The following is a 14,631-nucleotide window of genomic DNA, read 5'->3' on the forward strand; positions in this document are numbered from 1 at the left end:
TACTTAACTGTAAAGCTCATTATTAATCATATTCACAGTAAAATTGACACTTTAAGCGATAACTTTTCATAACCTAGATCTTCTCCCATAAAAAAAGCATAAATGCCTCGGCATTTATGCTTCTGTTTCTACTATCGACAGTTCAAGTGCTTAGACTCTGGCTAAAAGCGCATAATCAAGCCTCATACTCAAGCTAAGCCTGACAGATTAAAGATCAAAATCGGCTTCTTCAAGTTGGGTCAAAAGCTCACTGCTGGACTCTATCTGCTTACGTAGGCTGCGGGTCTGTACCGTCCAATAACTCATATAAAACTGAGCGGTTTTAAGCTTGCCCTCATAAAAAGCGGTATCTTCCGTACCAGACTCAAGAGCCGCAAGTGCTGCAGCAGCAGCGCGAGTCCACATCCAGGCCAGTACAGTGATCCCAAGGATCTGCATGTATGGCATAGAGCCTGCGCCCAAAATATCCGGGTTCTTAGCAGCATTAACGGCCATAAACTGGGTCGCTTTCTCAAGATCGCCCGATGCATCCATCAAGCCAGCAAGATAGGGCTTCATGGCATCATTATTCATATTTTCGCCGATAAGGGTTTTAACCATATCTGACCAAACCATCAAGGTAGCCCCCTTATCACCCATCAGCTTGCGACCGACGAGATCCAGTGCCTGCACGCCATTAGTGCCTTCATATAACATGGCGATGCGAATGTCGCGTACAAATTGCTCCATGCCCCATTCATGAATATAACCATGACCACCGAAGACTTGCTGAGCATCAACACAGGCATTGAAGCCTCTGTCTGTGATGAAACCTTTCACGATTGGCGTAAATAGCGCCGCGAGCTTATTAGCCGCCTTTGCCTTATCGGCATCGGGGTGACGCTCGGCTTCATCTAGCCATAGGGCTTGCTGACCAATTAAGGCTCTCGCTCCCTCGTTGAAAGACTTCTGCGCCATCAGCATACGTCTGACGTCACCGTGTACCAAGATAGGATCGGCGGCTTGTTGAGCATCTTTTACGCCACTTAAACCGCGGCCCTGAATTCTGTCTTTGGCATAAGCTAGCGCATTTTGATAGGCAATTTCTGACACACCTAAACCTTGAACGCCAACACCGAGTCTGGCTTGGTTCATCATGGTGAACATGGCTCTCAAACCTTGATGGGGCTCACCGATAAGCTCACCTATGGCAGCATCAAAATTCATCACACAGGTAGAGTTACCATGAATGCCCATTTTATGCTCAAGCGCCGCCGCACATAAACTGTTGGCTTCACCTAAGCTGCCATCTGGATTAACCATTATTTTAGGCACGGCGAACAATGAGATCCCCTTCACCCCTTCCGGTGCGTCGGGCAGTCTGGCCAAAACGAGATGGATAATATTCTCCGCCAAATCATGATCACCTGATGAGATAAATATTTTCTCACCCGAGATAGCGAACAGTCCCTCACCAGCTTCTACGGCTTTGGTTCTCAATAACGCCAAATCAGTCCCCGCATGGGACTCTGTAAGATTCATGGTGCCGGTCCATTCACCGGAAACCAGTTTCTCTAAATATTTCTGTTTCAGTGCATCGCTGCCATGGGCATGAATTGCCGCATAAGCGCCATGTGTCAGACCCGGATACATGGCAAACGCCATATTGGTGGCCGTTTTCATCTCGGTAGCAAATACACCGATAGACTCAGGCAGCCCCTGTCCACCGTACTCGGGATCGCAAGTCAGTGTCGCCCAACCATTGTCGACATATTGCTGATAGGCATCGGCAAAACCTTTGGGAGCGATGACCTTGCCATCCACCAACTTACAGCCTTCCACATCGCCACTGCCATTGAGGGGCAACATGACCTCTGTGGTAAAATCCGCCACTCCTTGCAAGATTGCATCACCTAAGTCGGCATCGATCTCATCGAAGCCTTTAAGCTCAGTACGTTGATATATATTGAGGAGTTCATTGAGCACGAACTGATAGTCACGAAGTGGCGCTTGATATATTGGCATTCCTGTTCCCTTTATTTTTATGCTAAATGGTAAAACTCAGGTGTTATTTATCAGGTCTTCTTTCTAAGATATCTTGTGAGTTGATACTTAAGTTCAATTAGAATGAGCTTTCATACACAAGTTTCAATCATGCGTTTAATTTAATCATTTTACAAGTACAGAACTCCGACCACTTTACTTAATTTGGCTAAAAAAAACACCATTAGAGCAAGTTTGTTCCATTGCTAGAACAGCGTTACCATAAATTCAGCATAACGACCCCTTATGAAGGGGGAGAAAACAGGGTAAGCTAATCGTCAGTTTTTGAAATAAGTTCCGCTGCTCAAACATATAAAGACAAATATGGTCTCTTGGATGTACGGCGCGAATTGATGGAATGAGGAAGCAGTAAATGGGCTCAGTCACCACAAAAAAACACACCAATGGTTTAGAATATGTCGATGTAGATACACCATTATGTAAGGCGCGAATTTTCCTGCAAGGCGCGCAAATAGACTTGTTCCAGCCTGTCGGTAAAGCACCACTACTTTGGGTCTCATCCGCCGATGACTATCAGCCAGGCAGTGGCATCCGAGGGGGGATCCCTGTGTGTTGGCCCTGGTTTGGCCAGAGTGATAATCCTGACTGGCCTCAACATGGCTTCGCTCGCACACGCATCTGGGCACTGGAATCTGTACAGATGAAAAACCAGGCCGTCGAACTGAAACTGACTCTAAAGATAAGTGACGAAGACAAGCTCTATTGGCCCCACGACACTCGTGTCGAAATGCTGTTTACCTTAACCGATACCCTAACCGTGTCATTAAAAAACACCAATTTGGCTAGTTATCCGGTGAGTCTGACCCAGGCGCTGCACACCTATTTCCCGATCCAAGATATTCATCAGCTTAAAGCCACTGGCTTTGAAGGCTCAAAATACATAGAGTTTGGCGAAGGTCCATTTAAACAAAATGGCGATGAAGTGCTATTCGACAAAGAAACTGATCGGGTATACACCCAGTTAACCGATGTACAAACGCTGCACACCCCAGACGGCATTATTGAAGTGAGCCGTGAAAACAGCCACTCAGCTGTACTGTGGAACCCTTGGATTGATAAGTCTCAGCGTCTGTCTCGTTTCAATAGCAATGACTACCAGGCCATGGTCTGTCTCGAGGCGGCCAATGTGCTTGAAGATAAGCTCACACTTGCCCCCGATGAGACCCATATGTTGACCACTAAGATTGGCTGGAAAAGTTAACCTATTTTTAATTAGCCAAACCTCAATTAAAGGGCATATTGTTTATCAATAAGCCCTTTTTTCATAGACATGGTCATAACGTTAATGATGAACGCCACAAGGAATTTTGAATGAAACCCACCAAGCTAAAACAGATTTTCATCAATCAGTTGCACCAATCCAATGACACTAGCTTAGCTGCAATATACCTTTAGTGATATTGTTACGGTTGAATATCACTCCATGCTAAACTCAAACAATATTTATCCATGCTAACCGTATTATCTAACATGTTAAGTCGTCTATCCCAAACAAAGCGGCTCATGCTGGCTTTGACTTTCACTCTACTCACTCTCGCTGTCATTTTAGTGAACAGCTACGAGAGAGTATTAATGAGTATTGCAAATCATTATCTCGCCGAATATGACTCTCAGATAACTCAACTCAGCATTAGACCCACCTCGACTCACCATTGGCTGTTTCCCGAACTCAAGCTAACGGTTCATGACAGCGACATAAACATCGAAGGTTTAGCGTTAACCTTAGATACGAATATGAGTCTCTTCAGTCTCTATTCCCAGCCACTCTCTGCCAGTCAGGTGATGAACTTAATAGAGGTAATTTCTGTCAAAGAGATACACGCCCAGCTCAATCCCGGTGTGTTAACTGACGAAGGGAAAAATGTCTACCAGCAAGGGCCGACCGTGGCACTGGATCTCAATGAACTCCCTCAGATAGATATTGGCACCACTTCATTGACCTTGGCAGGCATTTCACCTTCCGCTCTGAGCCTGACCATGGAATATTTAACATTAGATGAAGAGGGCAACCTAAATACGGCAATCAGTCGCAAAGGTCATGGCATTTTCCAATTAGATGCCCGCTTAACAGAGAATCAATGGCGCATATCGAGCCGACTGGTCTTCGATGAGCTATACACATTGCTTAGTGAACTCGCCGCACAAGAACTCGATAATAGTGCCCTCGCCCCCCTGATTGCACTTAAACAGGAGAGTGAACGTTTAGGGTTAGAATTAAGTGGCAGCCTAGCGTCATATGCCACACTGGATCTAAAGTCGGCCCAATTAACATCCTCCCATGTCTTAAAGAACTCGAGTCTGACACTGAGTCATTTCGAAGGGCTCACTTTAGCGCCACATTCGCTAAATACATCGACCAAAGAAACTTCAGAACCAGATAGCGTTAAATTTGAAATCGCCGGACATCTTGCAGATCTCACCTTCTCACTACAGCCTTTCGTCCTTGAGATTAGTCCGAGTCCCCATCAGATAAACAGCTTATTGCCCCTTCTCTTTAATGAGCAGCATAATCAAGGGAGCACTCCCCTTATCAAGGCGATGCTCGAGCCCAGAAGGATGACAGCAGAAGGAAAAGATAAGGATGAAAATCCAGCAATCGAGATGTCATTGACTCTGAACGAGCCTTTAGAGTATTCGTTTGTCTCTAAGCATATTTCTTTAGACCATGCACAGTTTAAAATCCGTGATGCCATGGTGGATGCTCAATTATCAGCAAACGATTTATCACTGCAAATACCCACACAGAGCCAGGCATTCGAGTTTGAAAGCAAATGGCATTTCGCAGCAGCGCGTGAGCAAGCATTACTGCTAAGTTCCTTAATACCTAACGAGCCAGATTCTGTCGCAAATAAAATTTCTGACAGTCCTACCAACAACAAGCTGACAACAGATATCAGACTCGGTGCTTCATCTGTTTCCCTGGCAGGTAAAATTAATATAGGGACAGATACAGACCATGAATCGCCTCAACTTAAGCTCAGTATCAAACCGGGTCTAGAGGCGCACATAACCAGTGTGGAGCTAGTTCCCAGCAAAGTTAAACAACAATCAGCCAAAGAAACTGATAATCATCCCCCTATTAAATTTGAGCTGAACAATCTCAAACTCGTTAGCCATGATGAGCTGGTGATAACCTCGAATGAGGCGAGTCCAATGAGCCTAGATATCCCCAACCTGACATTATCTGTTGGCCCTACGCACTACAAGCAAGACATACCCACTGATTTACCCTCTGGGGCTAAAGCGCTCAGCTTCGATGCTAACAGCCTGGCGTTCAGCACTAAGGGAATGAGCCACTTATTAATTGAAAAGCAGCTTGTTGATCAAGACCTAATAAGCAACAAGCAAGCAGCTAAAGCCTACAGTCAATTAGCCTTATCCGCTTTCTCCCTCGAGTCTGAAGACGTTCAATTTATTCAGTCCACAGGCTCAAGGGACAGCCTCACAGTATCAACAGCAATAACGCATCTAACCAGCCTTGACCAACTGGTGATAAAGCGAATGAGTGGCTCAGCAGACCAAGACAAACAACCGCTCCAAATAAGCGTCCCTCCATTAAACTTCGATCAGCTAGATAATGAGTTGGCCTTCAAACCTGTACCATCGGCAGAAAAAAGCGAATACCTAGGTAAACTATCAGGCCTGTATCTCTCCTTGGAAAAGCCCAGCTCATTACTTGTATCCGGTTTCACGGCGGAGGCTCTGAGTCAGGTATTAACCCAAAACCAGTGGCACAACCTCCTCCACTATAAGCTCAATGGCGCAGACCTGACTCACCATTACCTTAAAAACAAAAGAAAACGTACCGAAAAATGGCTAGGTCTATACACGGCGAGTCTTTCACAATCATTAGACTGGAATGGCGTTAAGTTAGATACCCATGAAAGCTGGGAGTTCGATGGTCTGGAGTTTGTGAGTGAACATAGATTACAGCCAAAAATGAATTCTGCAGCCACAGTTGAAAGCGGAGCTAACAGCTCAGGGTTGCAACTCACAGGAAAGCTGAACTTAGCAACTAGCCTTGGCAATATTTTATCCCTTGTGAGCCATAATTATTCCCTGCCAACATCCCTGTTCATTACAGGTGATGCCCGGCTGCAAGCTCAGTATGAACTCAATAAAAATGATAATTCGACTCAAATGAATATCAATTTTACACCTGAACTCACTTCCCTCAGCGGTAGCATTAACGAGCTTCCCTTCGAGGAAGCCGATGTCCATGCTCATTGCCACTATCAATTGGAGCAATTTAGTCAGTCTTCAGCCCCTGAGTCTAAGGGAGCTAGCATCAGCACCTTAGCCTGCCCGGATATCCAATTTTCTGCAGATGCGTTTAATCCCGGCGTATTGATCACAGATATCAAGGCCGAAGCTGACTTTAGTATCACCCATGACGATAAACTCGCGGCTAAAAACATAAAAGACGCAATAACAGAATCAATAACAGAACAACAAAACACGCAGATCCAAGGTGCAGCCAAAAATGAAGTGTCTATCATTCCTGACACCTTAAGTGCAGCGAGTATTCAAATGAATGCCAGCGGCGATCTCCTTGGCGGACAACTACTATTGCCCGAGTTTAACTTGAGGTTACACGACAAATCTCATGGCTATCTGCTCCTGCAGGGTCTTGAGCTTGAACAGTTACTAGCCATTCAGCCACAGGTCGGCCTCTATGCCGACGGGATCTTCGATGGTGTATTACCGGTTGATTTAGTCCATGGCAAGATCGCTGTTAGCGGAGGACAGCTGGCAGCACGAGCGCCGGGGGGGCTTATCTCAGTAAGCGGTAACCCGGCAGTAGAGCAGATGCGTCTGTCACAGCCCTACTTAGATTTCGCCTTCTCCACCATGGAACACCTCGAATATTCTGAGCTTGCTAGCACCTTCGATATGCAACCAAGCGGTGATGCACAGTTAAAGGTGAGTGTAAAAGGAAAAGCGAAAGGGATTGAACGTCCTATTCACTTGAACTACTCTCAAGAGGAAAACATGCTGCAACTGTTAAAGAGCTTACAGATCGGCGATAAGCTGCAGACTCAGATAGAGCAATCAATGAACTAGATACAAAAGATAGCTGCAGACCCAGACAGCAGAACCAATGAACTAACGATGAACTAACTGCTTGGAGATGATTTGATGATATTTGTGCGTTCAGCTTACAGTCATCTCGAAGCGATATAGTGATACTAACCTGCAACAAAGTTTAATTGATAAAATAAGGAACACTCAGTGAAGAGACTGCCTATTTTGCCCACGACCATTAGCGCGATGATCGCTCTCCTGGCGCTCACAGGCTGTACACCCACAGTCAAAATTGAGCCACCTGATAAGCCAATTGTGATTAACCTGAACGTAAAGATTGAACATGAGATCAGAATTAAGATCGATAAAGAGCTCGATGAGCTACTGACCAACGATGAACTGTTTTAATCTCGGCTATAGAATTTAAGGAGTACAGAATGAAAACCAAATTATTGGTGCTCGCAGCAGGACTATTGCTGAGCCTAAATGCATTCGCTATATCGCTACATGACGCTAAGTCTCAAGGCTTAGTTGGAGAGCAGACAAACGGCTATCTTGGCATAGTGAAAAGCAGCCCGGATGCTAGCGCATTAGCGAAACAGGTCAATGCCAAGCGTAAATCTCATTATCAGAAGATTGCCAAGAAGAATGGGATCTCAGTCGCTGAGGTCAGTAAAATGGCTGCCGAGAAAGCAATGAAGGCAACCAAGAAAGGTCAGTTTATCCAAAGTAAAAGTGGTAAGTGGATAAAGAAGTAAGCGCTTAATTTTTATTGATGTAAAACGAAAAAGCCCGCAACTGCGGGCTTTTTACTGCATCAACTAAAGCTGAGTAACAGTACTAATTAGAACTTAAGACTTGCTTTCCCTTTCAAGCCATCGTCATCCTTAACGATCAACTTCACCTTGTTAGCACGGCTGGAAAACTTGATTGCCAGTGGACCCGATGCACGACTGCCATCGTTAAACTTCCACTTATGCTTAGTGATATAACCATCTTCATCAAAACTCATAGACACAAACAAGTCGATAAACCAAAGGTCGATATGTTGAATCACAGCCACAGGCTTAATCTTGTCAGCTTGTGTATCTATGGTAACGGTTTGCGATACGCTGTGGGTTAACCCGCCATTATCGGTAACCGTTAATGTCACCACGTAATCACCATCTTGGGCGTATTCATGATTAACCATAGCAGTCTCAGCTACAGCACCATCGCCTAACTCCCACGAGTAGCTGGCTATTTCGCCATCTTCATCCGTTGAGTTATCGTTAAAGGTCACCATGGCACCATCAATAGACACTGTAAAGCTGGCTACTGGCGCAAGGTTCTCTTCACCAAGCAATACAGAGATAACTACAGGGTCGTGATCAGATGAGCGATATGCATCATTATTGTACAAATCAGCGAGCTGTGCATCTGACTTAAACTCTTCGTTGTAGTCGAGTAATCTTGGCTCATCGGTATTGATATGCCACTCAGTTACATCAATGACTTTATCCAATAAACTTGCATTGGCCAGGGCGTGATCCAATTGACCCGACTCTCCCGAATAAACATAAGAATATGCATTTTCTTTATCAAGGTGTTCGAACAACTCAACAAAGCCGGCATTTTTAAGTGCAGTTAATGGATTCTCCTGAGCATAGGCATTGAGATCGCCCATCACCAATACATCGGCATCGGCGTACTGGGCCTCTAACCACAAACCAACTGCCTGAGCGGCACTGGTGCGGGTCAAGTTACAGTTACCTTGGCCATCGTTCATATTCGGATCGCCTAAACTATCGCAATCACTGCCCTTAGATTTGAAATGATTCACTGCAACCACAATCACCTCGTCGCTTTCAAGATGTCTGAAGCTCTGAGCTAACATTGGGCGGTTTTTGCCATCATTAAACAGTGGTGCGTTGTTTTCATCCAATGGGGAATTGGCGCTTGATAGCACCTTAGCCGCGCCATCCGGGCTCACCTTGTCTAAGCGATAAATCAAGCCCACAGTGATAGCATCAGTCCCGATGCCAGCGGCTGTTTCAGCACTGATATAGGCATAGCGAGTTTCACCTATTGCCTGATTAAGGCCTGAGACCAGATCGGCAATGGCTGACTCACTGCCAAAGCCATCATTTTCAATCTCCATCAAGCCAACAACATCGGCATCAATGGCAACCATAGCCGCAATGATCTTGTCTCTTTGACGGGAAAATTCAGTAGCGGTATCCGCGCCACGTGGCGTCGGGAATCCAGCGCCCGCACCGTCACCATTGAAATAGTTAAGCACATTGAAGCTGGCAAGCGTTAGATTGCCACCTTCGGCGAGCATAGGCGCAGATGTTCTTGCATTCTCGGCGACAAAATTAACCGTATCCAGTGGCATTAATCGATATTTACCAAAACCATAGTGCATCACAGCATCGAGCCCAGTGATAGTGTCTCCGACACGCACAGTATTTGATGCACTTAAGCCTGGAGCCGGGTAGCGGACAGGATCTGGATTTTGAGATGTTAAGCCATCGTCTAATACTATGGCATCTTTGGCATTAGCCGCCGTAACAGCAAGCGCATCGGCGCCAGGCACTGCGACTTGCGTTCCAATGAAGTGACGTTGGCTACCTAGCAGTAGCTCACCATATCGACCTAAGTTGTACACCTCGTTGACGGTTAAGTTATGACTGAAACTAACGCGCATCCCTTCGAATGCTTCTAAGTCACTCGTTTCATCGATGGGCAATGTCACCACTGCTGCGGTTGGTATCACTTGGGCAGAATCACACAGCATATGTGCGGTGACATCGGTGAGTTCAGTCAAGCCGTTATACTCTTTAACCGCAGCTTGTAAGCGAATACGATCACCAGCAAGATAACCCGTGGCGCTGCCCGTATAAACGAACACACCTTCAGAGGTCAAAGGATCGCCATCGACTTCGTTGTCAGCCATCTGCACAAACAAGCCCTTAAGACCCGCTTCTTGATTACTCGTGACAATGGCTTCAATTTCGACAACTTGACCATTAAGTGGACTGGTATCCGTTACCCCTTGAATAACATGGATAGCCGTGGATGGGTCATTACACACCAGAGTCACAGGTTCTGTGGGATCCGTTGGGTCAGTTGGGTCAGTTGGGTCAGTTGGGTCAGTTGGGTCAGTTGGGTCAGCATTAAACTGCCCAAGATCTGAAAAATCATCCTTAGCAAAACCCTGCCAGGTATCGAATGTCACCTCATCGTCAATAACCACATCGCCGATGAGCTGAGCGGGATCGCGGCGCAGCGTGTTGTCTTGAGTCGACAAATCGCCCGTTCCCCACTGACTACCAGGATCAATGCCGACTTGACCTAGGCTATCAACGACCGCACCCGACTTCCTGAGGACGATAGCATCGTCGCCGTTAAAAAAACTCGCGTTACTCGCTTGATTGGCAAGGGCCAAAATCTCAGCGCTGGCATCATTGTCTGCCAGTACAAACGTCTGCCCAGCAGCTAAGGTTCCAGTCAATGCTATGGTCGAACCTACATCTGTTCTGCCATTGAAATAGTATTCGACTTGGTATTGGCTGAGATCGATATCAGTATTGGTAGGATTGTAGAACTCGATGGCCTTGTTGTTACTGCTGCCTTCGACATATTCAGAAATGATGAGATGATCGGCTGCCTGAGCGAACGTGGAAACACCACTTATCGCCAAGGCAAGTAAACTTGCTTTGGTAAACATATTAACCCCTTAATATTATCCATTTAACCTAGTTTTAATTCGAGTATTTGACTCTTTTGTTCAAATTACTCAGGCTTTTATCCAAAAAACCAGACGATACTATAAAGGAGTTTTGTTTCTGAAGGGTTGCAGTTAAGTTGCGTCAGTTCTATTTTGTATCATTTAATAAGCTAAAGAGTGTTTCACTATCTTTACAGAGATAGTTCAACACTATGCTCGTTACGGGCCGTCAGTCTTAAAGCTGATTTTTAAAAAATATCTAAAATGAATGTTCTGCAGTTTCAACACACCATCATGATTGCCAAAACATCATATTTAATTCACATCGCCCCTCATCGAGTTATCAATGTTACAGGTATCCCTATCCTGGTAGTAACTCACTTGTGCGCTAGGCCAAGTTATGAAAAAGCAGCACGTGAGCCGTATCACAGCTTAAACAAATAGTGAATTACAGCCCTCTACTTAAGGTTTAACAGGAGTAAAATCTAATTTGTTTAACTTAGCTAACATTTCTTCGACATCCACATTTTCGCTAATTTGTTTCAAATAAAGGTTACTTATGATCGCTATAGAGTTTTTTGTTGTACTTGCTTTTATCTATCTTGGCGCGCGAATTGGTGGAATAGGAATAGGGCTGGCCGGCGGCGCCGGCGTCTTAGTATTGACCCTATTTATGGGCGTCGATACCGGACATATTCCCGTCGATGTAATTTTGATCATCATGTCAGTGATTGCTGCGATTGCCGCAATGCAGGTAGCTGGCGGCTTAGACTGGTTGGTTGACCTTTCGGAGCGTTTCCTGCGTAAAAATCCCAAACGCATCACCTTCTACGCCCCCATCGTCACGTATTTTATGACCTTACTTGCAGGCACTGGACACACTGCATTTTCTACCTTGCCCGTCATTGCTGAAGTCGCCAAGGAACAAGGTATTCGCCCTTCACGCCCCTTGAGTATTTCAGTTATCGCCTCACAAATTGCTATAACGGCATCGCCTATCTCAGCCGCTGTGGTGTTTTTCTCCGGTATTTTAGAGCCTCTCGGTGTCGGTTACTTAACCTTGCTCGCCATCTGTATTCCAACCACCTTCACCGCTTGTATGGTGGGCGCGTTCGTCGCAAATTTCTTAGGTTGTGAACTCAAAGATGACAAAATTTATCAGGAGAGACTGGCAAAAGGCTTAGTAACACTTAAGGGACAAACTCAAAGAGAGATACTGCCTACCGCCAAGTTAGCCACCGGAATATTCGTTACCGCCATTGTGGGTGTGATTGTGTATGCAACATTGATTTCCGATGCGGTCAATATCATAGAAAACCCCACACTGGGGCGCAACGATGCCATCATGGTCTTTATGCTTTCAGCAGCAACAGCCATAGTGACCTTCACTAAAATAGATGCATCTAAGATAGCCAATGCCGCTACCTTCAAGTCAGGCATGAGCGCCTGTATCTGTGTGCTCGGGGTAGCTTGGCTCGGTGATACCTTCGTATCCAGCCATATCGATCAAATAAAAGAATTTTCCGCAGACATCCTCAATCAATATCCCTGGATGCTAGCGGTAACCCTATTTTTCGCCTCTATGCTACTTTACTCACAAGGCGCAACTACCACAGCCTTGATGCCAGCGGCTTTAGCCATCGGCGTTGCGCCACTCACCGCCATCGCTTCATTTGCCGCAGTTAGCGCCCTGTTCGTACTGCCCACATACCCGACTCTACTCGCAGCAGTTGAGATGGACGATACAGGATCGACTCGCATAGGCAATTTAGTATTTAACCATCCCTTCTTTATTCCAGGTCTTGTGACCATATCTACCTCGGTAGCCCTAGGATTCTTGATCGGTGGGCTCATCTTATAAATTTAGTGTTTAAGTGTTTAACCATGTTTTGTTCTCATTCTTATTCTGGTCTAATCGATCTGGACACCATGATTGTGGATAATAGAACTATCAATCGAGGTGAGCATGAATACGAAAAGACAGTACCGAACTTATACCAAAGAGTTTAAAGAAGAAGCTTTATGCTTAATAACCGAACAAGGCTATAGCGTTCCACAAGCCGCAGACGCGCTTGGTGTCTCATCCAACCTGCTCTATACCTGGAAACAGAAGGCTGAAGAGCTAGAGAGTTCTAACGTAACTTCAGATGAGAGAGCCGAGCTTTTAGCCCTAAGAAAAGAGGTTAAGCAGCTTCGGGTAGAGAAAGAAATATTAAAAAAGGCCAGTGCCTTCTTCGCGAAAGAAATGAAGTAAAGTTTCGGTATATTCGAGACAACCGCTCTCAATTCGAAATAAAAACAGTTTGTAAGGTGCTGAACGTTAGCCGTAGTGCCTTCTATGATTGGCTATCTAGGCCCGCTAAGATTATTAGCGAAAATGAGCTAAAACTGTATCGTACGGCAAAGCGCCTTTTCAAGCGCAGTCGTAACAGCTTAGGCTCACGTCAGTTATCCAAAAAACTATGTGAAGAAGGCTATATCATCGGCCGTTATCGCACTCGCTCTATCATGCGAAAGCTTGGCTTAGTGGTGACTCAGCGCCAAGCCTATACAGTAACGACTAAGCGAAAACACAGTGATAGTGTTGCAGATAACGTGCTGAGCCAGAACTTTAACCCTGCTGAACCTAACCAAGCTTGGGCAGGTGATGTCACCTATCTGAGAACTAACGAAGGCTGGATGTATTTAGCTATTGTTATGGATTTACACTCTAGACGAATCATTGGCTGGAGTATCTCGAAACGAATGACCGTCAGCTTGGTTGAACGTGCATTACAGGTGGCTATAACACTTCGTCAACCAGGCTGCGGTGTTTTATTTCACAGTGACAGAGGCTCGCAGTATACGAGTAAGCAATTCCAAAGCTTGCTAACAAAGAGCGGAATGACACCTTCTATGAGCAGTGTTGGCGCTTGCCTAGATAATGCTGTCGTTGAACGATTTTTTGGTAGTTTAAAGCACGAATGGCTGTTGAATGTAGTTCATTTAACACGAGAGTCAATGAAGCAAGATGTTGAGGAATATATTAGGTATTACAACCATGAGCGGTTACATACTACGCTAGGTGATTTAACACCGAGCAACTATGAAAAGTTACAAAGTCAGGTGTCCAGTTGTGCTTGACCAGAATACGAGTTGGTAGCCTTTTCTATCTCCACTAAGTTCACTGTCTACCGCAGCTCTAAATGGGCCATAAAAAGAAGATGCAAATTTTGCCGAATGTGCCAAAATTGCTACGTCTTGAAAACCAGCGGCATCAAGTCCTAAACGAATGGCTTTTACTTGGCCATCCATCATTGCCGATGGCGCTAACATGTCAGCACCAGCTTTAGCTGCGGTCACCGATTGTTTGACTAAATTTTCAACTGTAATGTCGTTACATACTTTGTTGTTTTGCATTACACCACAATGACCATGATCGGTATATTCACAGAAACAAATATCTGGAATTACCATCATTTCGGGAACGGCAGATTTTATCGTCTTGACCATACGAGCAAGTAGACCATTGTCGTTCCAAGTATCACTTCCTTGAGCATCCTTAGTGTGAGATATGCCAAAAGGCATAACATAGCGTATGCCAAGAGCGTAAAGCTGTTTAACCTCATCGGCTAAGCAGCCCTCGGGAATACGGTTGATACCAGGTAGGGTAGAAATAGGCACTACTTGATCGATCTGTTCTTCGATAAATATTGGATGAATTAAATCGTTTAGTAAAAGGTGGCTTTCACGCAATAGATCACGCATGACTTCGGAGCTGCGTAAGCGTCTTAGACGACGTAATGGGGTTATGTTCAAAATGGAGTAACCTATTTAGAATATTGCTAGAGACTCAGTTTAAATAAAGGGGA

The 14,631-nt window shown here is 45.2% G+C and carries 8 protein-coding genes and 1 pseudogene; 6 read left to right on the forward strand and 3 right to left on the reverse strand.

What is annotated here, in order from left to right; genetic code table 11:
- Window positions 1-207: 207 nt before the first annotated feature.
- The gene (locus tag sps_RS07490; RefSeq protein WP_077751969.1) at window positions 208-2,004 is read right to left on the reverse strand and encodes an acyl-CoA dehydrogenase C-terminal domain-containing protein; all 1,797 of its coding nucleotides are present in this window, start codon (window positions 2,002-2,004) and stop codon (window positions 208-210) included.
- Window positions 2,005-2,395: 391 nt separating this feature from the next.
- Between sps_RS07490 and sps_RS07495 the strand changes: the two genes are divergently transcribed.
- From sps_RS07495 to sps_RS07510, 4 genes are all read left to right on the forward strand, one after another.
- Window positions 2,396-3,244, forward strand: coding sequence for a D-hexose-6-phosphate mutarotase (locus tag sps_RS07495; protein ID WP_077751970.1), 849 nt, complete (start codon window positions 2,396-2,398; stop codon window positions 3,242-3,244).
- 302 nt (window positions 3,245-3,546) lie between these two features.
- Window positions 3,547-7,107 (forward strand): intermembrane phospholipid transport protein YdbH family protein, encoded by a 3,561-nt coding sequence (locus sps_RS07500; RefSeq protein ID WP_077751971.1) that lies wholly within the window; start codon window positions 3,547-3,549, stop codon window positions 7,105-7,107.
- A gap of 207 nt (window positions 7,108-7,314) precedes the next feature.
- Window positions 7,315-7,476 (forward strand): YnbE family lipoprotein, encoded by a 162-nt coding sequence (locus sps_RS07505; RefSeq protein WP_179948413.1) that lies wholly within the window; start codon window positions 7,315-7,317, stop codon window positions 7,474-7,476.
- A 29-nt stretch (window positions 7,477-7,505) separates the two neighbouring features.
- A complete protein-coding gene (locus tag sps_RS07510; RefSeq protein WP_077751973.1) occupies window positions 7,506-7,826 on the forward strand; it encodes a YdbL family probable chaperone protein in 321 nt (106 codons plus the stop codon).
- A gap of 86 nt (window positions 7,827-7,912) precedes the next feature.
- Here sps_RS07510 and sps_RS07515 read toward each other — a convergent pair whose 3' ends face one another.
- On the reverse strand, window positions 7,913-10,780 hold the full coding sequence (locus tag sps_RS07515) for an ExeM/NucH family extracellular endonuclease (protein WP_077751974.1): 2,868 nt from the start codon (window positions 10,778-10,780) through the stop codon (window positions 7,913-7,915).
- 559 nt (window positions 10,781-11,339) lie between these two features.
- Here sps_RS07515 and sps_RS07520 point away from each other — a divergent pair.
- Both sps_RS07520 and sps_RS07525 read left to right on the forward strand, forming a co-directional pair.
- On the forward strand, window positions 11,340-12,641 hold the full coding sequence (locus sps_RS07520) for an anaerobic C4-dicarboxylate transporter (RefSeq protein ID WP_077751975.1): 1,302 nt from the start codon (window positions 11,340-11,342) through the stop codon (window positions 12,639-12,641).
- 105 nt (window positions 12,642-12,746) lie between these two features.
- Window positions 12,747-13,903 (forward strand): IS3 family transposase gene (locus tag sps_RS07525; protein ID WP_149027232.1). Its coding sequence is split into 2 segments (ribosomal slippage): window positions 12,747-12,993 and window positions 12,993-13,903, totalling 1,158 coding nucleotides; the frame shifts between segments, so codons are not numbered across the junction.
- A gap of 9 nt (window positions 13,904-13,912) precedes the next feature.
- Here the strand turns inward: sps_RS07525 and sps_RS07530 are convergent.
- Window positions 13,913-14,581, reverse strand: a pseudogene (locus tag sps_RS07530) (porphobilinogen synthase); the annotation flags it as partial.
- Window positions 14,582-14,631: the final 50 nt, after the last annotated feature.

The organism is Shewanella psychrophila (assembly GCF_002005305.1).
In the GTDB taxonomy this organism is placed as follows: Bacteria; Pseudomonadota; Gammaproteobacteria; order Enterobacterales; family Shewanellaceae; genus Shewanella; species Shewanella psychrophila.

Excerpts from the sequence above, each read along its gene's own strand:
- sps_RS07495 (WP_077751970.1), top strand. The coding sequence starts at position 2,396 with ATGGGCTCAGTCACCACAAAAAAACACACCAATGGTTTAGAATATGTC.
- sps_RS07520 (WP_077751975.1), top strand. The coding sequence starts at position 11,340 with ATGATCGCTATAGAGTTTTTTGTTGTACTTGCTTTTATCTATCTTGGC.
- sps_RS07490 (WP_077751969.1), bottom strand. The coding sequence starts at position 2,004 with ATGCCAATATATCAAGCGCCACTTCGTGACTATCAGTTCGTGCTCAAT.
- sps_RS07510 (WP_077751973.1), top strand. The coding sequence starts at position 7,506 with ATGAAAACCAAATTATTGGTGCTCGCAGCAGGACTATTGCTGAGCCTA.
- sps_RS07515 (WP_077751974.1), bottom strand. The coding sequence starts at position 10,780 with ATGTTTACCAAAGCAAGTTTACTTGCCTTGGCGATAAGTGGTGTTTCC.
- sps_RS07500 (WP_077751971.1), top strand. The coding sequence starts at position 3,547 with ATGCTGGCTTTGACTTTCACTCTACTCACTCTCGCTGTCATTTTAGTG.
- sps_RS07505 (WP_179948413.1), top strand. The coding sequence starts at position 7,315 with ATGATCGCTCTCCTGGCGCTCACAGGCTGTACACCCACAGTCAAAATT.